The following is a 23,373-nucleotide window of genomic DNA, read 5'->3' as shown; positions in this document are numbered from 1 at the left end:
AGAACCGGCAGCTGGGCGATGTCACGACCCTGACCGACTCGACGGTCATGGACCTCATCCAGGCGAAGCTGCCCGCGGCGCCCAGCGAGGACTGATCCGGACCGGCACGGCCCGCACAGGGCGCCCGGCGCGAAACGCGCCGGGCGCCCTTTTTGCACCTACCGTGAGACTCACCTGGCAACTCTCGCCACACCTTAGGTAAACTAAGCAAAGTAGCGTGATCCAAAGGTGTGCCGGGAAGTCTGGTCGGCAAGTAGCCCTGTCCTGCCCACCGACCGGAGGTTCCCGTGTCCCGCCCCCGCACCGCCACCCCCGTCCGGAAGGTCCTCGGGCGGCTCTCGCTGCCCGAGCGGACCATCGTGGCGGACGCGCTGCGGACCGAGACCGTCGGCGGTGTGCTGCTGCTCGTCGCCGCGATATCGGCGCTGGTCTGGGCGAACATACCCGCGCTCCACCGCAGCTACGAGAGCGTCGCCGACTTCCACTTCGGCCCCGGCACCCTCGGCCTGAACCTCTCCGTCGCCCACTGGGCCGCCGACGGCCTGCTCGCCGTCTTCTTCTTCGTCGCCGGTATCGAACTCAAGCGCGAGCTGGTGGCGGGCGACCTGCGGGACCCGAAGGCGGCCGTCCTCCCGGTGGTCGCCGCCCTGTGCGGAATGGCCGTGCCGGCGCTCGTCTACACCCTCACCAACCTCGCCGGCGGCGGCTCCACGCAGGGCTGGGCGGTGCCCACGGCCACCGACATCGCCTTCGCGCTGGCCGTCCTTGCGGTGATCGGCACCTCGCTGCCGGGTGCCCTGCGCGCGTTCCTGCTCACCCTCGCGGTCGTGGACGACCTGTTCGCGATCCTGATCATCGCGATCTTCTTCACCGAGCGGATCCACTTCGCCGCGCTCGGCGGCGCGGTCCTCGGCCTCGTCGTCTTCTGGCTGCTGCTGCGCAGGGGCGTGCGCGGCTGGTACGTGTACGTCCCGCTCGCGGTCGTGATCTGGGCGCTGATGTACAACAGCGGCGTGCACGCGACCATCGCCGGTGTCGCCATGGGTCTCATGCTGCGCTGCACCACCCGCGAGGACGAGCAGCACTCCCCCGGCGAGCACGTCGAGCACCTGGTGCGGCCGCTGTCGGCGGGGCTGGCCGTGCCCCTGTTCGCGCTCTTCAGCGCCGGTGTGAAGGTGTCCGGAGGGGCGCTCGGCGACGTCTTCACCAAGCCGGAGACGCTCGGCGTCGTCCTCGGCCTGGTGGTCGGCAAGGCGGCCGGGATCTTCGGCGGGACCTGGCTGACCGCCCGCTTCACCCGGGCCACGCTCAGCGAGGACCTCGAATGGGCGGACGTCTTCGCGGTGGCCTCGCTGGCCGGCATCGGCTTCACGGTCTCGCTGCTCATCGACGAACTCGCCTTCGCCGGCGACGCCGTGCTCACCGACGAGGTCAAGGCCGCCGTGCTCACCGGCTCGCTCATCGCGGCCCTGTGCGCCACGGTGCTGCTGAAGATGCGCAACACCCGCTACCGCAGGCTGGTCGAGGCCGAGGAACGGGATGACGACCTCGACGGCATCCCGGACGTGTACGAGCAGGACGACCCGGCGTACCACCTGCGAATGGCGCAGATCTACGAGCGGAAGGCCGCCGAACACCGCAGGATCGCGGCGGAGAAAGCCGCCTCCTAGGGGGGCCGGCGGGCGGGACGCGCTTGCCGAAGTGCCGGGCGGGGCAGGCGCGCAGGGCGGCCGTCCGGCATGATCTGACGAGACGGTACAAAAGGACCGGCACAAAAAGGCCGGCGCACAAAGGGCCGGTACCCAGAGACCGGTGCAGACGACGACGAAGACGCAGAGGGAGACCGCGATGAGCGCACCCGACGGCAGCCCGGTCGGTGCCGAACGCAGCATCGGCCAGCTGTTCGCCTCGGCCACGGCCGAGATGTCGGCGCTGGTGCACGACGAGATCGCGCTGGCCAAGGCCCAGCTGAAGCAGGACGTCAAGAAGGGCGCGACCAGCGGCGGTGCGTTCTCGGCGGCCGGGGTGCTGCTGCTGTTCTCCCTTCCGATGCTCAACTTCGCCCTGGCGTACGGCATTCGGACCTGGAGCCACTGGAATCTCGCGATCTGCTTCCTGCTCTCCTTCGGGGCGAACGTCCTGGTGGCCGTCGTCCTCGCGCTGGTCGGCGTGGTCTTCGCGAAGAAGGCCAAGAAGAGCAAGGGCCCGCAGAAGGTGGCCGCGTCCATGAAGGAGACGGCGGGCGTGCTGCAGAACGCCAAGCCGCACCCGCGCCCGGAACTCCCCCGGGACGACGTACGCGCCATCGAGGCCGCTGTGGGACGCTCGTCGTCATGACCGACCCCGCTCCCTCGGCCGTACGGCTGGAGGGCCCCTGGACGCACCGGGACGTCGCCGCCAACGGCGCCCGCTTCCACATCGCCGAGCTCGGCGACGGACCGCTGGTCATGCTGGTGCACGGCTTCCCGCAGTTCTGGTGGGCCTGGCGGCACCAGCTGGTCGCGCTCGCCGACGCCGGCTTCCGGGCCGTCGCCATGGACCTGCGGGGCGTCGGCGGCAGCGACCGCACCCCGCGCGGCTACGACCCGGCGAACCTCGCCCTCGACATCACCGGCGTGATCCGTTCCCTCGGCGAGCCGGACGCCGCGCTGGTCGGCCACGACCTGGGCGGCTACCTGGCGTGGACGGCGGCCGCGATGCGCCCCAAGCTGGTACGACGGCTCGCGGTGGTGTCCATGCCGCACCCGCGGCGCTGGCGCTCGGCGATGCTCCGGGACCGCCGGCAGACCGCCGCCGCCTCCTACATCTGGGGCTTCCAGCGGCCCTGGATCCCCGAGCGGCAGCTCACCGCCGACGACGGCGCGCTGGTCGCCCGGCTGATCCGGGACTGGTCCGGCCCGAAGCTGCCGGACGACGAGGCGGTGGAGACGTACCAGCGGGCCATGTGCATCCCGTCCACCGCGCACTGCTCGATCGAGCCGTACCGCTGGCTGGTGCGCTCGCTGGCCCGACCGGACGGCATCCAGTTCAACCGCAGGATGAAGCGCCCGGTGCGGGTCCCGACGCTGCACCTGCACGGCTCCCTGGACCCGGTCACCCGCACCCGCAGCGCGGCCGGCTCCGGCGAGTACGTCGAAGCGCCGTACCGCTGGCGGCTGTTCGACGGGCTGGGGCACTTCCCGCACGAGGAGGACCCGGTGGGTTTCTCCGCCGAACTGGTCAACTGGCTGAAAGACCCCGAGCCCGACCGGTGACCGCGCTGATGCGCCCGGTATCCGGATCTGGACACCTGTTCTACGAACGGCCACATGCCCGGCGCATAGGCCGATTGAGGGGCGTGCGGGAGGTTATCGACCTTGGGGCAGGGGCAGACGTCGGGGTATGGGCTGGACGCACGACTACAGTGACGCACCCCGCAGCCGCCGTACGACAGGCGGCCCGAACCCCTACCGGGGTGCCGCCCCGCAGCTGCCGGGCACAGACCTCAGGGTGGGAATTCCGCACATTCTGCGCCGCCGGGCCCGCTGGGTCTCGGTACGTCTGCGCCACACCCGCGGCTGACCGCCGACCCCCTCAAGGCCCCCGCACGGGCCTCTAGAGGGCGCAGCTGTCGGTGCCCACCTGCTGGCTCGCGGTACGGCCCCGGGCGATGTCCGCCTGGATCTCGTCGGCCGTGAGGGCGTATCCGGTGTCGGCGTCGTCCAGTGACTTCGCGAAGACGACCCCGTACACCCTGCCCTGCGGCGTGAGCAGCGGGCCGCCGGAGTTGCCCTGGCGGACGGTCGCGTAGAGCGAGTAGACGTCACGGCGGACGGTGCCGCGGTGGTAGATGTCCGGGCCGTTGGCCGTGATCCGGCCGCGCACCCGGGCGGGCCGGACGTCGTACGAGCCGTTCTCCGGGAACCCGGCGACGATCGCGCTGTCGGTCGTCTCCGCGTCCTTGGCGGAGAACTGCAGGGCCCTGGCCCGCAGGCCCGGTACGTCCAGTACGGCGATGTCGCGCTGCCAGTCGTAGAGGACGACCTTGGCGTCGTACCTGCGGCCCTCGCCGCCGATCTGGACGGTGGGCTCGTCGACGCCGCCGACCACGTGCGCGTTGGTCATGACGCGGCGGTCGGCGAAGACGAAGCCGGTGCCCTCCAGGATCTTGCCGCAGCTCTGCGCGGTGCCCGTCACCTTGACGATGGACTGCTTCGCGTTGGTGGCCACCGCGCTGTTGGCGAGGGCCGGGTCGGGCGGCGAGACGTCGGTGATCGGCTCGTTGGCGAAGGGGCTGAAGACCTGCGGGAAGCCGTTCTGCGCGAGGACCGCGGAGAAGTCCGCGAACCAGGTGTCGGCCTGGTTGGGCAGCGCCCTGGACACCCCGAGCAGCACCTTGGAGTTGCGTACCTCCTTGCCGAGCGTCGGCAGGGTGGTGCCCGCGAGGGCGGAGCCGATCAGCCAGGCCACCAGCAGCATCGCCACCACGTTGACGAGCGCGCCGCCGGTGGCGTCCAGGGCGCGGGCCGGGGACCAGGTGATGTACCGGCGCAGCTTGTTGCCCAGGTGGGTGGTGAGGGCCTGGCCGACGGAGGCGCAGACGATGACGACGACCACGGCGACGACCGCGGCGGTGGTGCTCACCTCGGCGTTGTCGGTCACCGCGTCCCAGATCACCGGCAGGGCGTAGACGGCGGCGAGCCCGCCGCCCAGGAAGCCGATCACCGACAGGATGCCGACGACGAACCCCTGGCGGTAGCCGACGATCGCGAACCACACGGCGGCGACCAGCAACAGGATGTCCAGCACGTTCACCGAGTCAAGCCTCGCCTCGTCGCTTCGCGGTCTCTACAGGTCGGCCGGGGTCCGGCCCGCCACGAGGCGGCAAATGGGACACAACATCCCCCGGATGACACAGCACGGTGGACACCCTGTCATGACCGCCAGTCGAGCGGGACCAGCTTCTCGCGGTCCCAGGAGCGCTCCCATCCCGCATAGTGCAGCAGGCGGTCGATCACCCCGGCCGTGAACCCCCACACCAAGGTCGATTCGACCAGGAATGCCGGGCCTCGGTGGCCGCTGGGATGCACGGTGGTGGCCCGGTTGGCCGGATTCGTGAGATCCGCCACGGGGACCGTGAAGACCCGCGCCGTCTCGTTCGGATCGACCACGCCCACCGGTGTCGGCTCGCGCCACCAGCCCAGCACCGGGGTGACCACGAACTTGCTCACCGGGATGTACAGCCTGGGCAGCACCCCGAACAGCTGGACCCCGGCCGGATCCAGCCCGGTCTCCTCCTCCGCCTCGCGGAGAGCGGCCCGCAGCGGCCCGTCGGCCTTCGGGTCGCCGTCCTCGGGGTCGAGGGCGCCGCCGGGGAAGGAGGGCTGCCCGGCGTGCGAGCGCAGCGAACCGGCCCGCTCCATCAGCAGCAGCTCGGGCCCCTGCTCTCCCGCGCCGAACAGGATGAGCACGGCCGACTGCCGCCCCGCCCCGTTCTCCGGCGGCAGGAAGCGGCTCAGCTGGAGCGGCTGGACCGTCTCGGCGGCCCGCACCACCGGGTCGAGCCACTCCGGCAGCCCCTCCTTGCGGAGCGCCACATCCCCGCGGGCACCGCCCGTCTGCGCCTTGCTGTGTGTCACGGCATCCCCCGTCCTGCCCTGCTCCCCCGTCCTGCTGCCCGTTCCAACGCCCGAAGTCTCCTTGATCGTTCCGTTCTCCGTCCCTGAGAAGACCCCTGGGTCATGTCCCTGATACTGCGCCCAGCGGCGGCGCCGGCTTGCCGCCCGCATCCAGATACGCCTGCGGCGGCTTGAGCCGCTGGCCGGGGAAGCCGCCCTTCTCGTACTTGAGCAGCTTCTTCGCCTTCTCCGGGTCGGTCTCGCCCTCCCCGTAGGCCGGGCAGAGCGGGGCGATCGGACAGACGCCGCAGGCGGGCTTGCGCGCGTGGCACATCCGGCGGCCGTGCCAGATGACATGGTGCGACAGGTCGGTCCAGTCGCTCTTGGGAAACAGCGCGCCGACGGCCGCCTCGATCTTGTCGGGGTCGGTCTCCGCGGTCCACCGCCACCGCCGGACCAGGCGCTGGAAGTGCGTGTCCACGGTGATGCCGGGGCGCCCGAAGGCGTTGCCGAGCACGACGAACGCGGTCTTGCGGCCGACGCCGGGCAGCTTGACGAGGTCTTCGAGCCGCCCCGGCACCTCGCCGCCGTACTGCTCGACCAGGCCCTGGGACAGCCCTATCACCGACTTGGTCTTCGCCCGGAAGAACCCGCACGGCCGCAGGATCTCCTCGACCTCCTCCGGGTTGGCGGCGGCCAGGTCCTCGGGGGTGGGGTACTTCGCGAACAGCGTCGGGGTGGTCTGGTTGACCCTGAGGTCGGTGGTCTGGGCGGACAGCACCGTGGCGACCAGGAGCTGGAAGGGGTTCTCGAAGTCCAGCTCGGGGTGGGCGTACGGGTACACCTCGGCGAGCTCGCGGTTGATCCGGCGGGCACGGCGGACCAGTGCCGCCGGCGACTCGGGCTTCCCGGCAGGCTGCGGCTGCCCGACGGCGGCCTCCGCGACCGCCGCGGTCTTCTTGACGGTCGCCTTCCCGGCGGCGGTCGCCTTCTTCGCTGCCGGCTTCTTGGCCACCGTGTTCTTCGAGGCCGTGTTCTTCGCCGCCGGCGCTGCCTTCTTCGCGGCGGTCTTCTTCACCGCCGTCTTCTTCACCGCCGTCTTCTTCACCGCCGTCTTCTTCACGGCAGCCTCTTTCGCGGCTTTCACCGCCTTTGCCGCCTTTTTCGGTTCACCGGAGGCGGCATCGGACCCTTGTTCGCCCACAGCGGAATCACCTCGTACAACCACCCGCCCAGCCCCCTTGGCCTGTGCTCTACCGGCGATTTGGACACCCGGCCAGCCTAAAGCCCGGCACCGACATCCGCCCCGGACCCGGAAGATCAGCCCCCGATTGGACCCCTGCCGCTTACCTCGGGACACCTGTGCGGCATCCTTGTGACAGATCACACTGTTTGGACGGTCCGGCAAAATGGGGAGCACGGTCCCCTGGTACCAAGGGGGAGCAAGATCCCCTGAGCAGGTCGACAAGGAGAGAACTCGTGGACGACGTTCTGCGGCGCAACCCGCTCTTCGCGGCGCTCGATGACGAGCAGTCCGCGGAGCTGCGTGCCTCCATGAGTGAGGTGACCCTCGCGCGTGGCGACTCCCTGTTCCACGAGGGCGACCCGGGCGACCGGCTCTACGTCGTCACCGAGGGCAAGGTCAAGCTCCACCGCACCTCCCCCGACGGCCGGGAGAACATGCTCGCCGTCGTCGGCCCCGGCGAACTGATCGGCGAGCTGTCGCTGTTCGACCCGGGCCCGCGCACGGCGACCGCCACCGCGCTGACCGAGGTCAAGCTGCTGGGCCTCGGCCACGGCGACCTCCAGCCCTGGCTGAACGCCCGCCCCGAGGTGGCCACGGCCCTGCTGCGCGCCGTCGCCCGCCGGCTGCGCAAGACCAACGACGCCATGTCCGACCTGGTCTTCTCCGACGTGCCGGGCCGGGTCGCGCGTGCCCTGCTGGACCTCTCCCGCCGCTTCGGCGTGCAGTCCGAGGAGGGCATCCACGTCGTCCACGACCTCACCCAGGAGGAGCTGGCCCAGCTGGTCGGCGCGTCCCGCGAGACCGTGAACAAGGCGCTGGCTGACTTCGCCCAGCGCGGCTGGCTGCGCCTGGAGGCGCGAGCCGTGATCCTGCTGGACGTCGAGCGGCTGGCGAAGCGGTCCCGGTAGAGCGCCGGTTTCCGGGGCCGCAGGCTCCGGACGGGCCGGTGTTCGGTTCCCATGCCTGAAACAGTCGCGTCCCGGGGTCTCGACGCCCTGGGCTTCATCGAGCGCGAGGGCTCGCACGCGCGCGTGCCGCACCTGTTCCGCCCGGTGGTCGCCGCCGCCCGCGACCGGCTCCTGGACGTCTTCGGGGCGGGGCTGGACAGCGCCTACCTTTACGGGTCGATTCCGCGCGGCACCGCGCGCGTGGGGCACAGCGACCTGGATCTGGTGGTCGTGCTGAGCGAGGAGCCGACCGACGCCGACCGGGACGCGGCCCGCGTGTTCGGCGAGGCCGTCGACAAGGAGTTCCCGGAGATCGACGGGGTCGGGACCCTGCTCTACTCCCGCGCGCGGGTGCTCAGCGAGCTGGAACGGTACGACATCGGCTGGTTCGTGGCCTGCCTCTGCACCCCGCTGCTCGGCGAGGACCTCGCCGAGTTCCTGCCCCGCTACCGCCCCGACTCGCTGCTGGCCCGCGAGACCAACGGCGACCTGGCCCGGTACCTGCCGCGCTGGCGGGAGCGGATCGCGGCCGCGGACGGCACCGAGGAGGCCCTGCGGCCCCTGGTGCGCTTCATGTCGCGGAGTCTCGTCCGCACCGCGTTCACCCTCGTCATGCCCCGCTGGAACGGCTGGACCAGCGACCTGCGGGAGATGGCCGAGGCGTTCGCCGGTTACTACCCGGAGCGGGCCGAACAGCTGCGCCGCGCGGCCGAGGCGGGGTACGAGCCGGTCGGCGACCGGACCCTACTGCGGTCGTACGTCGACGACCTCGCCCCCTGGCTCGCCGCCGAGTACACGCGCGTGCACGGCGTGAAGGCGCCCCGGCCCGCGGGCTGGGACTGAGCGCTCCGCCGGAAGTGCCGCGATGTGCGTCTGCCGTCTGCGGCACCGCCGTGGCCGTGCCGTCTGCGGCACCCTCGTGGCCGGTCGCGCAGTTCCTCCCCCTGCCTTCGGCTGGAGTACCCCCAGCGGACTTCGCCGGGCCCGCTGGAAGCCGGCGGGGAGCCCGGACTGGCGATCAGACCTCGGTCTGGATCAGCCCGTGCTCGGTCAGGTAGTCCAGCTGGGCCCTTACCGACAGTTCCGCCGCCGGCCACAGGGAGCGGTCCACGTCGGCGTAGACGTGGGCGACGACCTCGGCGGGGCTGCGGTGGCCGTTCTCCACGGCCGTCTCGACCTGGGCCAGCCGGTGGGCGCGGTGGGCCAGGTAGAACTCGACGGCGCCCTGGGCGTCCTCCAGGACCGGTCCGTGGCCCGGCAGGACGGTGTGGACGCCGTCGTCGACCGTCAGCGAGCGCAGCCGGCGCAGCGAGTCCAGGTAGTCGCCGAGACGGCCGTCCGGGTGGGCGACGACCGTCGTGCCGCGCCCCAGGATGGTGTCGCCGGTGAGGACCGCGCGGTCGGCCGGGAGGTGGAAGCTGAGGGAGTCCGCGGTGTGGCCCGGGGTCGGTACGACCCGCAGCTCCAGCCCGCCGGTCGTGATCACGTCACCGGCGGCCAGACCCTCGTCACCGAGCCGCAGCGCCGGATCGAGGGCACGCACGCGCGTGCCGGTGAGTTCGGCGAACCGTACGGCGCCCTCGGCGTGGTCCGGGTGGCCGTGGGTGAGCAGGGTGAGCGCGACGCGCTTGCCGGCCTTCTCGGCCGTGTCGACGACGTTCTTGAGGTGGCCGTCGTCCAGCGGACCCGGGTCGATCACCACCGCCAGGTCGGAGTCGGGCTCGGCGACGATCCAGGTGTTGGTGCCGTCCAGGGTCATCACGGACGCGTTGGGCGCCAGCACGTTGACGGCCCGCACGGTGGCGGGCCCCGCAAGGACTCCGCCGCGCGGCTGGCCGGGCAGGGCTGCTGCGTCCGTCATGGTCAGGCTCCACCGGTCGTCAGGTCGGTCGGTATGCGCTTGGTGAACTCGTCGTGGCCCGGCCAGGTCAGGACGATCTCGCCGTCCACCAGCCGGGCGCTGGCCAGCACCGGGGTCATGTCCCGCGCGGGCGCCGCCGCGAGCGTCTCGGCGGCGGTGGCGTACGGCAGGAGCCGGCGCAGCGTGGCGATGGTGGGCGGCATCATCAGGAGCTCGCCCTTGTCGTAGCCGGCGGCGGCCTCCGCCGGGCGGATCCACACGGTGCGGTCGGCCTCGGTGGAGGCGTTCCGGGTGCGCTGGCCGGCGGGCAGGGCGGCGACGAAGAACCAGGTGTCGTAGCGGCGGCTCTCGAACTCCGGGGTGATCCAGCGCGTCCAGGCGCCCAGCAGGTCCGAGCGCAGGACCAGGCCCCGCCGGTCCAGGAACTCGGCGAAGGACAGGTCACGGGCGACCAGGGCCGCGCGGTCGGTCTCCCAGTCGTCCCCGGTGGTGTCCCCGACGACGGCGTCGGGGGCAGGACCGGCGAGCAGCACACCGGCTTCCTCGTAGGTCTCCCGGACGGCCGCGCAGACGATCGCCTGGGCGCCCGCCTCGTCGACGCCGAGCCGGTCGGCCCACCACGCGCGCGTGGGGCCGGCCCAGCGGACCTGGTGGTCGTCGTCGCGCGGGTCGACACCGCCGCCCGGATACGCGTACGCGCCTCCGGCGAAGGCCATGGAGGCGCGTCTGCGCAGCATGTGGACGACGGGGCCGTCCGGGGTGTCCTTCAGGAGCAGCACGGTGGCCGCGCGCTTCGGGGGCACCGGCACGAGGGTGCCTTCCGCGTGTGCGCGGATGCGGTCCGGCCACTCGGGGGGATACCACTGTCCATCGGCCATTACCGGAGGCTATCCCGTGGGGAGCGAATGTTCGAGAGGTGCCTCGGCGGATCACGCCTCCGACTCCGGTCGGCTACGGCTCAGGTCGGCTTCGGTCGGCTCCCGCTCCAGTCGGCTTCCGTCTGCTCCGGCTCCGGTCGGCTCCCGTCGGCTCCGGTCGGCTACGGCTCCAGCTCGACCTGGACCTCGACCTCGACCGGCGCGTCCAGCGGCAGCACCGCGACGCCCACCGCGCTGCGCGCGTGCACGCCCTTGTCGCCGAGGACCTCGCCGAGGAGTTCGCTGGCGCCGTTGATCACGCCCGGCTGCCCGGTGAAGTCGGTCGCGGAGGCGACGAAGCCGACGACCTTCACCACGCGCGCGACCCGGTCCAGGTCACCGGCGACGGACTTCACGGCGGCCAGGGCGTTCAGCGCGCAGACGCGGGCCAGCTCCTTGGCCTCCTCGGCGGTGACCTCGGCGCCGACCTTGCCGGTGACCGGGAGCTTGCCGTCCACCATCGGCAGCTGGCCGGAGGTGTACACGTAGGCGCCGGACCGTACGGCCGGCTGGTAGGCGGCGAGCGGCGGGACGACCGCCGGCAGCGCGAGGCCGAGTTCGGCCAGCTTGGCCTCGACGGCGCCCATTACGGCTTCTCCCGCTTCAGGTAGGCCACGAGCTGCTCGGGGTTGTTGGGTCCGGGCACCACCTGGACGAGCTCCCAGCCGTCCTCGCCCCAGGTGTCCAGAATCTGCTTCGTGGCATGGACGAGCAGCGGCACGGTTGCGTATTCCCATGAACGATGGCATCGTTCGGCCATGATCACTCCAGAGGCGGTCCGAGGTATGAACTTCCACGTCGCAGGCTATACGCGCCAGTCCTACGGGCGGGTCAATGGAAGCGAGGCAAGCCCGTCCGTACAGCGTGAGTCAAGCGCCGCTCGGTACGAATCCTTCGCCGCTGAGGCTGCGCGCCAGGGTCGCGAGGCCGCCTGGTGTGGTCACTATGAGGACGTTGGTATATCCGCCTACAGCGGGACTGAGCGGCCGGACTTTGAGCGGCTGCTCCGTGACTGCCGCTTGGGCCGAATCAACGTGGTGATCGTCTACAACATTTCTCGGCTTTCCCGCCTTGAGCCGCGCGACGCTATCCCAATCGTCAATGAGCTGATGTCCCTGGGCGTCACGATCGTCTCTGTCGCTGAAGGCGTGTTCCGGCCCGGCGAAGTCATGGACCTGATCCACCTGATTTTCCGACTCGACGCCGCTTACCAGGAGTCGAAGAACAAGAGCACTGCCGTTCGTGACGCTGCCTCGCTGGCTCGCTCGCTGGGTGGCTATGTAGGCGGAAAGGCGCCCTATGGCCGCAGGCTTCAGCAGGAGAATCGAACGGCGCCTAATGGCAAGCCTGTTGCTGTTCAGATTCTCGTAACTCAGCTCGATGAAGCGGAAGTTATCCGGCGCATCGTAAAGGCGCTGCTCGCCGGTACGGACTCTGTCCACTCGATGTGCGCGACTCTCAATGCTGAGGGCGTAGCCACGCTGGGCGCATCGCGAGGCAAGAAGACAGCGCAAAGTGCCTGGCACCCCAAGACACTTATCCGCATGCTGCGTCATCCGCATCTTGCCGGTTTCGACGCTGAGACGATCTATGACGCGCAGGGTCGCGCTACCGGCCACCGTGTCCGGCGCGATGCTGAGGGCAAGCCTGTACGCGTCTGGGAGCCCATTCTCAGCGAGGCTGACTGGTTCGCGATTCAGGATTGGCTCGACGCTCGGCCGGTCCGAATGAATGAGCACCGGACTACGGCGCTGCTTACGTCCATGGGAATCATGGAATGCGCCTGCGGCTGCTCGATGAGCGCGAACAACGCTGCGCGCCCGTCCTATTTCTGCAACCGTCCGGCCGGTAAGCCTCTGAGCGCTGCGCCTGGTGACCATGAGGGGCGCAGCTACATTTCCCGCGCCGCTCTTGACGACCACGTAGTCCGCAGCATCTTCGCCCTGATCGCTGCTGCCGAATACGACGAGGAATCGCGCGAGATTCTTGAGCGAGTGGCAGCGCACTACGCCGAAATCAACGAAACGGCTGAGACAGCGCAGGAGCGAAGCGCAGTGATCCAGGAACGGGCAGACGCCACGCGGGCACTGACACAGCTTTACGACGACCGTGACCTGTACGCCGGTGACCCTGTGGGCCGTGCTCGCTGGCAAGAAGACATCAAGGCACAACAGGCACGTCTACGCGCCGCAGAAAGCCGCCTCGAAGTCCTGGGCCAGACTGGCTCGATGACGCTGCCTATCAGCGAATGGCTGGAGTCGGACAACGGTGACCCGCTGGGCCCTGGTTCATGGTGGGAGTCGACGGAGCTGACCGAACGCCGGTCATTCGTGGCCTTGTTCATCAAGAAGGTGACCGTTCGCAAGGCGCGCAGCGACGAGAAGAGCAGGGGCAGTAAGGCGGCTGCCGTGATTGAGGGGCGCGTATCCGTCGAGTGGGTCTAGGCGCCCCTGACAGCCTCTCTGAGCCCCGTTCGGGCGTCCCTAGTGGGATTGCCTGGGCGGGGCTTTCTGCTGCCCGCAGACAGGCACACATTGATTCGAACAGACGTTCGAACACTCGAAGCGCTCCGAGAGGCTGGGGCCTTTCACCCGATCCAATATTAGTGAGGGCAGTTACGGCTCAGGAGAGAGAGGCACCATGGCAGCGGACGAATTCTTGAAAATCATCATGTCTTGGGGGTCGGAAGACTCGCACCGTGGCCGCCTGGTCCGAGCGTTCCAGTCGGATATGGGACATGACCCGGTGCTACAGGCAAAGCGACTTGCCATGCTCGGCATTCACGCTGAGCGCCAGGCAAAGCGAAAGGCCGGTCTCGCGCTGGCCTGAGCGCTACCGCAGAACGAAAGCCACCTAGTTTCGCGCTGGGTGGCTTTTCTCTTCCCTTGTTTAGTGACTTTCGCACCTATGCGACTGTCCCCGAAACGCCTTTAGGGACACCCTCATGTCCCCGTAACTCAGTTTCGGACCCACCCAATTTCTACGCAACTCGTTTAGGGACAGTCCCTGTGTCCCCGAAAGGATCGAAACACCATGACTAAGCGTGAACTGCTCGCCCTGCTCCGGGATGCTCAGGCAGCGCTAGAGGCGACCCTGTACGGCGAGACTGGAAATGCCCCCCAGGTACTCGACGCCATCGGCAACGCCCTGCGCGCTGAGGCCGCCCTAGGGGCCGATGGGGCATGCCCTGTCTGCGGAGAGACCATTACGCAGCCTGCCACGGGGCGCCCGCGTACGTATTGCGGAGGGGCCTGCAAGAAGCGTGCGCAGCGAGCGAGGCAGCGAGGCTGAGACAGCGCGAGAGGGCCAACCAAACAATCACCCTCTGTCGCCTGTTCTCTTTTTAGTTATGTGAAACACGAACACCATAAGGCATAAGAAAACCTATGTCGTTTGGGTTCCCCGTAGCACTTACATCGATAAAGGAACACACCATGCACACTGATGATGGGTGGATTCGCTGTCAGCGATCCGGCTGCACTAACCGACTGACCGGACGTCAGCAACGGTTCTGCTCCGCGACGTGTCGAGTCGCTGAGTGGCGAGACAGCAACAACCCTCGGGAGCAACGGACCTGCGAACTATGCGGAGACCCGTTCGCTGTCCGGTACAAAAATCAGCGGATATGCGACTACAACTCGCGCCAGGCATCTGACGATTGCATGACGCTGCAAGACGATTTGGACGACGAGCGCGCGGAAGTGCAGTACGAGCGGGAAAGCGCCACCTGCGAGCGCGAAGGCTGCGACGTGTCCACCTACCGGCCCGGACGGGGGCGCCCTAAGCGCTTCTGTTCTCCTCGCTGCAAGACGTCCCACTATCGCGCTGTGAAGCGCCAGAACGGCGCCTGAGGGCCGCAGACCGGCTCAGCCAACCAGACACCAGGGAACGGCCCTTGAAGCGCTCACAGAGGCGCACAGGGGCCGTCCTGCTATGAGGGAGCACACACCATGAATGACAGCCGACTAGCCGAGCGCTCCGCGCGTCTCTCCCGACTCGCTGAGCGCAACCCCAATGCTCACGCTGACTACGTCAACGCCCTTGCCAGGGTTCGGTATTTGAGGGGCGAAGCCAGCGAACATGCCTGCGCCCTGTGCGCTGCTCCTGCCGCTGAGTGGGAGCTGACCTTTCTCGACCAGCGGGAAGGGCCTCAGTTCTTCCTGTACAGCGATGACGCCCACGACTACATGCCTTACTGCGCGCCGTGCTCGCTGGAAGCTGAACAGGTGCGACGTAAGGCACTGCGGCGAATCTGGGGCGAGTGAGAATTCCCGCGTTTTCGAACACCCAATGGCCCGCAGCCGGCCGAAATGGCGAATTTCTGACTCTCAGGCATTCGGGCCGCTCGCTTACAAGTGGGTGGGGCCTTTCACCCGATCCAATATAAGTAGGAGCTGTTACGGCTCCCCGAGGCACACGCCAACTGCAACCGGCGCATCCTCGCTGAGGCACGTACGGAAATCCGTATGTGGTCCTCCCAAATTCTTGGCCCCTGTGCCGAGGTCCCTGGTTGCAGCCTGAGGGATCTCGACACGGGGGCCTTTTTCTTTGCCCAGCGAACGAAAGCGCTACGCATGCAGACGAAGACCTGTGCCAACTGTGGCATCCCGAAGCCGGTGGACACCTTCTATCCGCATCCGGGGAATCCCGATTACCTGGCATCCCGCTGCATTCGCTGCGCGCTCGCAGAGGCCGCTGAATCCGTGCGCACGAGCAGGATCTTTTACGCACCGCGCAGGACCACGCGCAGCCACTAACCAGGCACCTACGGAAATCCGTATGTGCGTGCAGCGCTACCAACTCACAGAAATCTAGGCCAATGAGCCAATACCCCATTGAACGACGCAGCGCCCCTACTCCTGCTGATATGCCGAAGACTCCGCGCGCTGACACTGAGACTCCGTCGCTGCGAGCGCGCCTGAATCGCTGGACCGAGCAACTTGCAGCGAAGATAGACGCCGACGGTGGCGCCGTTAGCGCTGATGGCAGCACACACCCAGACCTAGACCTTATGGCCGCCCTTATCGACGCCGGATGCAATCTCCGCCATAACGCGCTAGAGCGTCAGCGCCTCCATGCTGGCCTTACCTGGCGCGCATCCCGTCCGCTGAAGCCAGGGAATCCCGCATGAGTCCACACGAGACCTGCATTCATGCCCTGCGCGAGCACAGTGCCGATGGCAAAGCCAACATGGTGGATTCCCTGGTACGACGTGGCCTGTCTCGCGCTGAGGCGCTTTCGCTGGTTGATCGTCTGTCTACGTCGCCTGCTGACCACCGAGCAGCGCGAGCGGAGCTGAGCCATGTGCTCGAATTCCGCGCCGCCTGAGCCTAATTGGCCCCTGCTCCGCTGCTCCCGCTGTGAACGCTACAAACACGAGAGCTGTTTCAGCCCTGAGCGGCGCACCGACAGGCGAAGACAGCACAACGCTTATTGCAAGCCCTGTCGCTCCGCGTATGAGCTAGCGCGCTATCACGCGCGCAAGTGAACTTCCTCGCCGCTGGTCGTGAGATTTACCGGCATCCTTCGAAGGAAACGAGAAAACCAACATGGATAAGCGATCCCTTATCGCTGATCTGCGCATCAAGCGCGACGACGCCAAGCTGACGGCAGACAAGATTATCAACAAGGTTCGGCAGGAAGAGCGCGTTCTCACCGACGCCGAAAGTGCCTCACTTGATCGGTATCTCAGCGAGGCTGAGGCATTCAAGGAGCGCATTGACGAGCTAGAGGCTCATATTCGCGCCGATGACGCCGCCGCTCCGATGGCTCAGCGCTACGCCCCTTCTACCAACTCCCTGAGGAATTCCAACATGACCGGTTCTGCCCGCATCACTTCCGAGCCCTCTACGTACACCCGTGAGGGCCGGAACTCCTACTTCCTTGACCTGGCTCGTGTGGCCCAGACCGGTGACCGTGACGCGCGTCAGCGGCTAGAGCGCAATGACGCCGAGCAGCGCGCGCTGAACACCACGAATGGTGCCGGTGGCGAATTCGTCCCTCCGCTGTGGATTGAGCAGGAGTACGTGAAGTACGCCCGTCCGCATCGCGTGTTCGCTGATCTCGTCACGAATAACCCGCTTCCGGCCGGTACGGATTCCATCAACATTCCGAAGGTTTCCGGCGGCACCGCTACGGCCGTTCAGGGCACGCAGAATAGCGCCGTACAGCAGACGGACATGGTTACCACTGCGATTGCGTCCAGCGTGTTTACGGTGGCCGGTGGCCAGACCATTTCGCTTCAGATGCTTGAGCAGTCGCCCATTCGGACTGACGAAGTCATCCTGAGCGACCTGGCTGCGGATTACGCGAAGCAGCTCGACACGCTTTATCTGACCGGTTCTGGCTCCGCTGGCCAGCCGACTGGCATTCTCACCCTGGGTGGCGTCAACACTGTGACCGTGGCCACCGGCGCTTCGCTGACTGGCGCGAATAGCATTTACACCGCCGTGGCGTCCGCCATTTCGAAGATCTGGACCACGCGTTACGCGGCGCCTACTGCGATCGTCATGCATCCGCGCCGGTTCGCTTGGATGCTCGCGCAGGTCGATTCCAGCAACCGGCCGATCATTCTCCCGGCGACTTCTGGCGGAGCCTTCAACGCTGCGGGCCTGATTGCTCCTGACCTTTCCGCTGAGGGTCCGGCCGGTTACTTCGCTGGTCTTCCGGTTTACCTTGACCCGAACATCCCGACCAATCTCGGAGCGGGCACCAATGAGGACCGGATCATTGTCCTGAAGGCTGACGACGTCTTCTCGTGGGAGGGCAATTTCAAGGCTGAGGCTTTCCCGCATACGTACGCGAATCAGCTTTCGATGTTCCTGCGCGTCTACAACTACGCGTCTTTCCAGCCCGCGCGTTACCCGTCGAGTATCAGCGTCATTTCCGGTGCGGGCCTGAGCCAGGTTCTTGCCTAAGCCATAGGCGCATTACCCGAAGGCCAGTCATTCAGCCTGCTCCCGCTGAGTGGCTGGCCTTCGTTTTGTCCCACCCAAGAAAGGCGTAGCCCAATGCCTAAGCGACCCTGTCTCAAGTGTGGCCGCCTGACTACTAATCCATCCCGCTGTGATGTGCATCAGGCGGAATGGAATAAGGCATACGAGCAGCGACGAGCAGTCACGCGACCCAGCGCAAGTCAGCGCGGCTATGACATCACCTATCGCAGAGTGAGGGCACAGGTGCTCAAGGGCTGGCGCTCGCAGCACGGTGAATGGTGCCCAGGGTGGGGAGTTCCGGCGCATGGCTCCGCCGATCTCACGGTCGACCACATCATCCCGCTGGCTAAAGGCGGGACGCATCACAGGGAAAACCTGCGCGTGCTCTGCCGCTCCTGCAATTCGCGCCGTGGCGCTAAGCCAGATAACCAGGGCGGAAGCTACGCGCTGTAATTGCATTTCCATGCACTGAGGGCGCAAGAAATCGCATATGTATGCGAGTACCCGGGGGTAGGTCAATCTCTAGGCGAAGCGCCATTTTGACCCGGCCCCACACAGCGGGAAACATCGCTGCGAAATTCTGACCCGGGGGGTCTGCCTCAAAAAGCCTCCGGAATTGCATAAAACCTCAATTTCCAGGCCGGCTGGGGCCATTTCTGACGCATCGTCAGCAAACAGAACGTAATCGGCGCCAATGCTTACCGAAAGCTAACGAAAATGAAAACTGACGTCTTTCTCAAGTGGTCCGCACTACTCGCCGCTATGTACCTGAGCTACAGCGCGGAATACGGCCTGGCGCTGCACTGCGGATTTACGGAATACACATCCCCCGCCTTTCCGCTGGCGCTCGACCTGTTCATGATCTGGTCTGTCCGCCAGCGCCGGAATGTGGCCGCCTCTGTCATGGCCGTTGTGGCATTCAACGTGGCCGCCCATCTTCCACTGTCCGGCCGGTGGCTTACTGCCGTGACCGTTGCTGCCAGCGTGGCCGCTCCTTTGGTCGTCTGGGCCATGCACGCTGTACGCCCCTCTAAGCGCCGTTCGGCCATTCCTGCGGACAGTGAGCCCAGCGACAGCCCCAACGGGCCGCAGGTGGCCGCTGAGAGGCTTCCTGAGTCCGTAATCCCGGATGACCTCTGGCAGGACTTCGAAGACAGCGCGCCGGACGTGGCCGAAAGCGTTGCCGACAACGGACCGGCCACCCCTGACAGCATTCGCGCTGCTGTGGCCACTCTGTCCGCTGCTGGCCAGCGTGTGACCGGCGCTGCGCTGGCTCGCCATTTCGGAGTGTCCGAGCGGACCGGCCGTAGGTACCTGGCAATGGCGGTATGACCCATGGCCGTTGACCGTCTCAAAGCGCTTCTCACGCTGTCTGAGGTCGAGTTGTGGCGTCCGCTGTGGGAATGGCCGCCAGAGGCCCGTAAGGACGTCATACGCGCCCGTACGCGCCGCCAATGGGCCCGCCGGAACCCTGACAGCGAATGGACCACGCCGGAGGCTCTGACGCCCGTTCTCGACTTCGCTGAAACCGAGTAGGTAACCGGCCCGCATGATGCTGAGAGGCTTTCTCATGACCCCTTCCGAAGTTGCTGACATCATCTTGGAACCTGGCAGCGTTTATGAGCAGATAGCTACGCGGATGATGGCTAATGGTGGCTGGCCCAGGGAATCAGCACACGAGACCTTCGGGGACTTCGTGTGTGATTTCGCTGATCTGCTCGGCCATGACCTAGACGCAGTCAACGAAGCAACAGCATTGGTCGTCGCGCGTGTATATGGCGCCTGAAAAACGAGAGAGCCTGGCTCTTCCCGCTGAGGGAGGAACCAGGCACTTTTGCGTTTGGGCGCCTACGCCTTCATATCCCGCATCGCAGCGCCAATCTCTCGCCCTGCCTCGCTGTACAGCGGAAGATCAGCGGCCGGATTGTCGGCAACGGCCTTCGCTGCGATGGGCAGTACCTCGCCCAGCGCCTCAACTACGCGCGCCAGGATGAAGTTTGCTTCATCAGCGCTGAGCGCCGGACCTTCGACCATTGCGCTTGCCAGCGTGTACCAAGTGGCCGCCGACTCCAGTGCGAACAGGTCACAAGCCTTGTCCAGTGCTCCGCCTGGTTCCGTCACGGCGTAGGCCGGTTTCCGCGTGCCTGCGTCGTAGCCAAGAGGCCGTAGTCTCTCCATGCCGACTCCAATCCAGTCGGTAGCCCCGTTTCGCTGTGATCGCTAGTCCAGCGGAGCGGGGCGTTTCTGTTTGCCCTACTCAGACTAGCTCGGTACCTGACTAGCTCGATAGCCGAATGGGTCATTACGTCGCAGGCTGACTAGGTGGAGATCAATAGGGCCGAGCCGCACTGGCCGCAGGTGGCAGCAGAGATCCGGCGCCGGATTCAGAGTGGCGCCTATCGCGCTGGTGAGCGCCTACCGGGGACGGTGGCCATTGCGGCCGAATTCGACGTGTCACAGTCGACTGCTTCCCGCGCCGTGGCCAGCCTGCGCGCTGAGGGCCTGGTGTACGTGGTCAGTGGCCGTGGCTATTTCGTTGCCGACACTCCGTCAGGTGAGGCATAACCGCAGGTCAGAGGCCCCCTGGCGCATGCCATCGTTCGTGTCGTAACCTTTGCGTATTCCCACTTGGTCATGTGGGCGACTGTATCCGCTGTGACGGACGGGACACGTGGCCCACCGCACGCACGGTTATCCACAGCCTCCCGCGTGAGTGTCCGGCCGACTGGTTAGTCTCGAAGATGTGAGCAGGCTCCAGGTCGTCAGCGGCAAGGGCGGGACCGGAAAGACGACGGTCGCCGCCGCACTCGCGCTGGCCCTCGCGACCGAGGGGAAGCGGACGCTTCTCGTGGAGGTCGAGGGCCGGCAGGGCATCGCCCAGCTCTTCGAGACGGAGGCGTTGCCCTACGAAGAGCGGAAGATCGCAGTGGCGCCGGGAGGCGGTGAGGTCTACGCGCTCGCCATCGATCCCGAACTGGCCCTTCTGGACTACCTCCAGATGTTCTACAAGCTCGGCGGGGCGGGCCGGGCGCTGAAGAAGCTCGGCGCGATCGACTTCGCCACCACCGTCGCGCCCGGCCTCAGGGACGTGCTCCTGACCGGCAAGGCGTGCGAGGCGGTGCGCAGGAAGGACAAGGCCGGGCGCTTCATCTACGACTACGTCGTCATGGACGCCCCGCCGACCGGCCGCATCACCCGCTTCCTGAACGTCAACGACGAGGTGGCCGGGCTGGCCAAGATCGGCCCGATACACAATCAGGCGCAGGCCGTGATGCGGGTGCTGAAGTCCAAGGAGACGGCCGTGCACCTGGTCACCCTGCTGGAGGAGATGCCGGTCCAGGAGACCGCCGACGGCATCGCGGAACTGCGGGCCGCGCGGCTGCCGGTGGGCCGGGTCATCGTGAACATGGTCCGGCCGGAGGTGTTGGACGCCGCCGATCTGGAACTCGTACGGACCGTGCCGCGCACCGCCGTGGCGCAGACGCTGTCGGCGGCCGGGCTCGGCGGGGCGCGGCGCGGCGGGAAGGCCGAGCAGCTGGTGGACCCGCTGCTCGCGCAGGCCGCCGAGTACGCCGAGCGGTACGCGCTGGAGCACGAGCAGCGCGCGGTCCTCGCCGAGCTGGACCTGGAGCGGCACGAACTGCCGCTGCTCGCCGAGGGCATGGACCTGGCGGGCCTGTACGAACTCGCCCGCGAACTGCGGAAACAGGGGATGTCATGACTCCGGACCCGGCCGAGGCACAGGACGACGCCCGTCGCCTGTCGCACGCGCCCGCGCTCGACGTCGATCCGCTGCTCGACGACCCGGAGACCCGGATCGTGGTGTGCTGCGGCTCGGGCGGCGTCGGGAAGACCACCACCGCGGCGGCCCTGGGCCTGCGGGCGGCCGAGCGGGGCCGCAAGGTCGTGGTACTGACCATCGACCCGGCCAGGCGGCTCGCGCAGTCCATGGGCATCGACTCGCTGGACAACGTGCCGCGGAAGGTGAAGGGCACCGACGGCCCCGGCGAACTGCACGCCATGATGCTCGACATGAAGCGCACCTTCGACGAGGTCGTGGAGGCGCACGCGGACGCCGAGCGGGCGGCCGCCATCCTGGCCAACCCCTTCTACCAGTCGCTCTCGGCGGGCTTCGCGGGCACGCAGGAGTACATGGCGATGGAGAAGCTGGGCCAGCTACGGGCCCGGGACGAGTGGGACCTGATCGTGGTCGACACCCCGCCCTCCCGCTCCGCCCTGGACTTCCTGGACGCGCCGAAGCGGCTCGGCTCCTTCCTGGACGGCCGGCTGATCCGCCTGCTGACGGCCCCCGCGAAGCTCGGCGGCCGCGCGGGCATGGCGTTCCTGAACGTCGGCATGTCGATGATGACCGGCACGCTCGGCAAGCTGCTCGGCGGGCAGCTGCTGAAGGACGTGCAGACGTTCGTGGCGGCGATGGACACGACGTTCGGCGGGTTCCGCACCCGCGCGGACGCGACGTACAAGCTGCTTCAGGCGCCGGGTACGGCGTTCCTGGTGGTGGCGGCTCCGGAGCGGGACGCGCTGCGCGAGGCCGCGTACTTCGTGGAGCGGCTGGCCGCGGAGGACATGCCGCTGGTCGGTCTGGTCCTCAACCGGGTCCACGGCAGCGGCGCCGCCCGGCTGTCGGCCGAGCGTGCGCTCGCCGCCGCGGAAAATCTTGAGGAGCCCCGCATTGTCGATCAGGGTGGCGGGAAAGCTGGACTTCGTAACTCTCCCGACACGTACGGCAGTTCTGAATCACCCGCGCCTGCGCCGTCCGAGTCCCGGCCCGACGGATCCCCCTCGTCAGGGCCCACGGACACGACTGCGGACATGACTACGGACATGACTACGGACCCGACTGCGGACATGACTACGGACATGACTACGGACCCGACTGCGAACCCGCCTGCGGACCCGACTGACGAATCCCCCTCGTCAGAAGGACCGCTGTCAGAAGGACCGCCGTCAGAAAGCCCGTCGCCAGAAACCCCGGACCGCACGGTCGACCAGCTCACCGCAGGCCTGCTGAGGCTGCACGCCGAGCGCATGCAGCTGCTCTCCCGCGAGCAGCGCACACGTGACCGCTTCACCGCGCGCCACCCCGAGGTGGCCGTGGTGGAGGTGGCCGCGTTGCCCGGCGACGTGCACGACCTCACGGGGCTGCGGGACATCGGCGACCGGCTCGCGGCCGGCCGGCCGGAGCTGCCGTAGACGTGTCGTCGACCTGTCCGGTCCGCTCGCAGACCCGACCGGTCTAGCTCACGGCCGCGTAGTTCTCGTACACCTCGTCGCTGTCGAGGGGGACGATTCCGGTCCCCCGCTCGTACTCCGAGCGCGCTGTCTCCAGGAGCCTGCGCCAGGAGGTCACGGTGGGCCGCCTGCGCAGCAGTGCGCGACGCTCCCGCTCCGTCATGCCTCCCCACACGCCGAACTCGACGCGATTGTCCAGCGCATCGGCCAGGCATTCAGTGCGTACCGGACAGCCGGTGCACACCGCCTTGGCCCTGTTCTGCGCCGCTCCCTGAACGAACAGTTCATCCGGATCGGTAGTGCGGCAGGCGGCCTGCGCACTCCAGTCGGTTACCCAGCCCATACCGGCGCCGTCCTCTCCCGAATCGAGGCTCCCCCACGGCGGCAGCGGCATATTCACCGCCGCCAGTTGAGGACGTTACGGAAGGTGGGCACAGCGCAACACCCCCTTCGGGCCCAATCTTGAATGGCCCGAACGGACTATGGGTAAGCGGCAGATCACCCGCGGGAGTGAGCTGGCGACATGCGTGATGATCGCGGCAAAACCGGACAGCTGCGGTGCGCCACAACGGACGCCGAGTGACACACGAGGCGGATTCGGACACGCCATCAACACT

25 protein-coding genes and 1 pseudogene are annotated in these 23,373 nt (G+C 67.6%); 17 read left to right on the top strand and 9 right to left on the bottom strand.

What is annotated here, in order from left to right; genetic code table 11:
- The first annotated feature begins 287 nt into the window (after positions 1-287).
- From nhaA to ACIQVL_RS19270, 4 genes and pseudogenes are all read left to right on the top strand, one after another.
- A pseudogene (nhaA, locus tag ACIQVL_RS19285) lies at positions 288-1,743 on the top strand (Na+/H+ antiporter NhaA).
- A 105-nt stretch (positions 1,744-1,848) separates the two neighbouring features.
- A complete protein-coding gene (locus ACIQVL_RS19280; protein WP_403442168.1) occupies positions 1,849-2,337 on the top strand; it encodes a phage holin family protein in 489 nt (162 codons plus the stop codon).
- Positions 2,334-3,254: an alpha/beta fold hydrolase gene (locus tag ACIQVL_RS19275; protein WP_403442170.1), complete on the top strand. Its 921-nt coding sequence runs from the start codon at positions 2,334-2,336 to the stop codon at positions 3,252-3,254. Before ACIQVL_RS19280 ends, ACIQVL_RS19275 begins: the two co-directional genes overlap by 4 nt.
- Before the next feature lie 127 nt (positions 3,255-3,381).
- On the top strand, positions 3,382-3,561 hold the full coding sequence (locus ACIQVL_RS19270; protein WP_351960864.1) for a hypothetical protein: 180 nt from the start codon (positions 3,382-3,384) through the stop codon (positions 3,559-3,561).
- Between the two features lie 33 nt (positions 3,562-3,594).
- On the opposite strand, the gene ACIQVL_RS19265 is transcribed toward ACIQVL_RS19270, so the two are convergent.
- The 3 genes from ACIQVL_RS19265 to nth form a co-directional block, all read right to left on the bottom strand.
- Positions 3,595-4,794, bottom strand: a complete 1,200-nt coding sequence (locus ACIQVL_RS19265; RefSeq protein WP_403442173.1) for a MarP family serine protease — start codon at positions 4,792-4,794, stop codon at positions 3,595-3,597.
- 119 nt (positions 4,795-4,913) lie between these two features.
- On the bottom strand, positions 4,914-5,618 hold the full coding sequence (locus ACIQVL_RS19260) for an NUDIX hydrolase (protein ID WP_403442176.1): 705 nt from the start codon (positions 5,616-5,618) through the stop codon (positions 4,914-4,916).
- A 100-nt stretch (positions 5,619-5,718) separates the two neighbouring features.
- The gene (gene nth / locus ACIQVL_RS19255; protein ID WP_403475905.1) at positions 5,719-6,720 is read right to left on the bottom strand and encodes an endonuclease III; all 1,002 of its coding nucleotides are present in this window, start codon (positions 6,718-6,720) and stop codon (positions 5,719-5,721) included.
- Positions 6,721-7,076: 356 nt separating this feature from the next.
- On the opposite strand from nth, the gene ACIQVL_RS19250 reads away from it, so the two are divergent.
- Positions 7,077-7,751 (top strand): Crp/Fnr family transcriptional regulator, encoded by a 675-nt coding sequence (locus ACIQVL_RS19250; protein ID WP_018547939.1) that lies wholly within the window; start codon positions 7,077-7,079, stop codon positions 7,749-7,751.
- A 51-nt stretch (positions 7,752-7,802) separates the two neighbouring features.
- Positions 7,803-8,633 carry a nucleotidyltransferase domain-containing protein gene (locus tag ACIQVL_RS19245; RefSeq protein ID WP_403442181.1) on the top strand — a complete coding sequence of 277 codons (831 nt, stop codon included), beginning with the start codon at positions 7,803-7,805 and terminating at the stop codon, positions 8,631-8,633.
- Positions 8,634-8,808: 175 nt separating this feature from the next.
- Here the strand turns inward: ACIQVL_RS19245 and ACIQVL_RS19240 are convergent, their stop codons facing one another.
- The 4 genes from ACIQVL_RS19240 to ACIQVL_RS19225 all read right to left on the bottom strand — a co-directional run bounded on the left by ACIQVL_RS19240 (position 8,809) and on the right by ACIQVL_RS19225 (position 11,328).
- Positions 8,809-9,651 (bottom strand): MBL fold metallo-hydrolase, encoded by an 843-nt coding sequence (locus tag ACIQVL_RS19240; RefSeq protein WP_403442184.1) that lies wholly within the window; start codon positions 9,649-9,651, stop codon positions 8,809-8,811.
- Positions 9,652-9,653: 2 nt separating this feature from the next.
- Positions 9,654-10,529: an NUDIX hydrolase gene (locus ACIQVL_RS19235; protein ID WP_403442186.1), complete on the bottom strand. Its 876-nt coding sequence runs from the start codon at positions 10,527-10,529 to the stop codon at positions 9,654-9,656.
- A 161-nt stretch (positions 10,530-10,690) separates the two neighbouring features.
- The gene (locus ACIQVL_RS19230; RefSeq protein WP_390642960.1) at positions 10,691-11,155 is read right to left on the bottom strand and encodes a RidA family protein; all 465 of its coding nucleotides are present in this window, start codon (positions 11,153-11,155) and stop codon (positions 10,691-10,693) included.
- Complete coding sequence (locus ACIQVL_RS19225; protein WP_403475904.1) at positions 11,155-11,328, bottom strand: DUF4177 domain-containing protein; 174 nt, start codon at positions 11,326-11,328, stop codon at positions 11,155-11,157. Before ACIQVL_RS19225 ends, ACIQVL_RS19230 begins: the two co-directional genes overlap by 1 nt.
- Here ACIQVL_RS19225 and ACIQVL_RS19220 point away from each other — a divergent pair.
- The 8 genes from ACIQVL_RS19220 (at position 11,327) to ACIQVL_RS19185 (ending at position 18,835) form a co-directional block, all read left to right on the top strand.
- On the top strand, positions 11,327-13,012 hold the full coding sequence (locus tag ACIQVL_RS19220; protein WP_403475903.1) for a recombinase family protein: 1,686 nt from the start codon (positions 11,327-11,329) through the stop codon (positions 13,010-13,012). The genes ACIQVL_RS19225 and ACIQVL_RS19220 overlap by 2 nt on opposite strands.
- 196 nt (positions 13,013-13,208) lie before the next feature.
- Positions 13,209-13,397 carry a hypothetical protein gene (locus ACIQVL_RS19215; protein WP_403475902.1) on the top strand — a complete coding sequence of 63 codons (189 nt, stop codon included), beginning with the start codon at positions 13,209-13,211 and terminating at the stop codon, positions 13,395-13,397.
- 833 nt (positions 13,398-14,230) lie between these two features.
- Complete coding sequence (locus tag ACIQVL_RS19210) at positions 14,231-14,419, top strand: hypothetical protein (protein WP_403475901.1); 189 nt, start codon at positions 14,231-14,233, stop codon at positions 14,417-14,419.
- A gap of 99 nt (positions 14,420-14,518) precedes the next feature.
- Positions 14,519-14,833 (top strand): hypothetical protein, encoded by a 315-nt coding sequence (locus ACIQVL_RS19205; RefSeq protein WP_403475900.1) that lies wholly within the window; start codon positions 14,519-14,521, stop codon positions 14,831-14,833.
- An 862-nt stretch (positions 14,834-15,695) separates the two neighbouring features.
- Complete coding sequence (locus tag ACIQVL_RS19200) at positions 15,696-15,896, top strand: hypothetical protein (protein ID WP_403475899.1); 201 nt, start codon at positions 15,696-15,698, stop codon at positions 15,894-15,896.
- Positions 15,897-16,117: 221 nt separating this feature from the next.
- Positions 16,118-17,485: a phage major capsid protein gene (locus ACIQVL_RS19195; protein ID WP_403475898.1), complete on the top strand. Its 1,368-nt coding sequence runs from the start codon at positions 16,118-16,120 to the stop codon at positions 17,483-17,485.
- Between the two features lie 93 nt (positions 17,486-17,578).
- A complete protein-coding gene (locus ACIQVL_RS19190) occupies positions 17,579-17,956 on the top strand; it encodes an HNH endonuclease (protein ID WP_403475897.1) in 378 nt (125 codons plus the stop codon).
- Positions 17,957-18,220: 264 nt separating this feature from the next.
- A complete protein-coding gene (locus ACIQVL_RS19185; RefSeq protein WP_403475896.1) occupies positions 18,221-18,835 on the top strand; it encodes a transfer protein spdA in 615 nt (204 codons plus the stop codon).
- A 516-nt stretch (positions 18,836-19,351) separates the two neighbouring features.
- On the opposite strand, the gene ACIQVL_RS19180 is transcribed toward ACIQVL_RS19185, so the two are convergent.
- Entirely contained in the window at positions 19,352-19,681 is a 330-nt protein-coding gene (locus ACIQVL_RS19180) for a hypothetical protein (RefSeq protein WP_403475895.1), read from the bottom strand.
- Positions 19,682-19,825: 144 nt separating this feature from the next.
- On the opposite strand from ACIQVL_RS19180, the gene ACIQVL_RS19175 reads away from it, so the two are divergent.
- From ACIQVL_RS19175 to ACIQVL_RS19165, 3 genes are all read left to right on the top strand, one after another.
- Positions 19,826-20,068, top strand: coding sequence for a winged helix-turn-helix domain-containing protein (locus tag ACIQVL_RS19175; protein ID WP_403475894.1), 243 nt, complete (start codon positions 19,826-19,828; stop codon positions 20,066-20,068).
- 178 nt (positions 20,069-20,246) lie between these two features.
- Positions 20,247-21,224 (top strand): ArsA family ATPase, encoded by a 978-nt coding sequence (locus ACIQVL_RS19170; protein ID WP_403442189.1) that lies wholly within the window; start codon positions 20,247-20,249, stop codon positions 21,222-21,224.
- Entirely contained in the window at positions 21,221-22,717 is a 1,497-nt protein-coding gene (locus ACIQVL_RS19165; RefSeq protein WP_403475893.1) for an ArsA family ATPase, read from the top strand. The genes ACIQVL_RS19170 and ACIQVL_RS19165 overlap by 4 nt, the downstream gene beginning before the upstream one ends.
- A 43-nt stretch (positions 22,718-22,760) precedes the next feature.
- Here ACIQVL_RS19165 and wblA read toward each other — a convergent pair whose 3' ends face one another.
- On the bottom strand, positions 22,761-23,099 hold the full coding sequence (gene wblA, locus ACIQVL_RS19160; protein ID WP_132856581.1) for a transcriptional regulator WblA: 339 nt from the start codon (positions 23,097-23,099) through the stop codon (positions 22,761-22,763).
- Positions 23,100-23,373: the final 274 nt, after the last annotated feature.

It is taken from the genome of Streptomyces sp. NPDC090499 (assembly GCF_044769305.1).
GTDB lineage: Bacteria > Actinomycetota > Actinomycetes > Streptomycetales > Streptomycetaceae > Streptomyces.
This window is presented reverse-complemented; position numbering and strand designations above follow the sequence as displayed.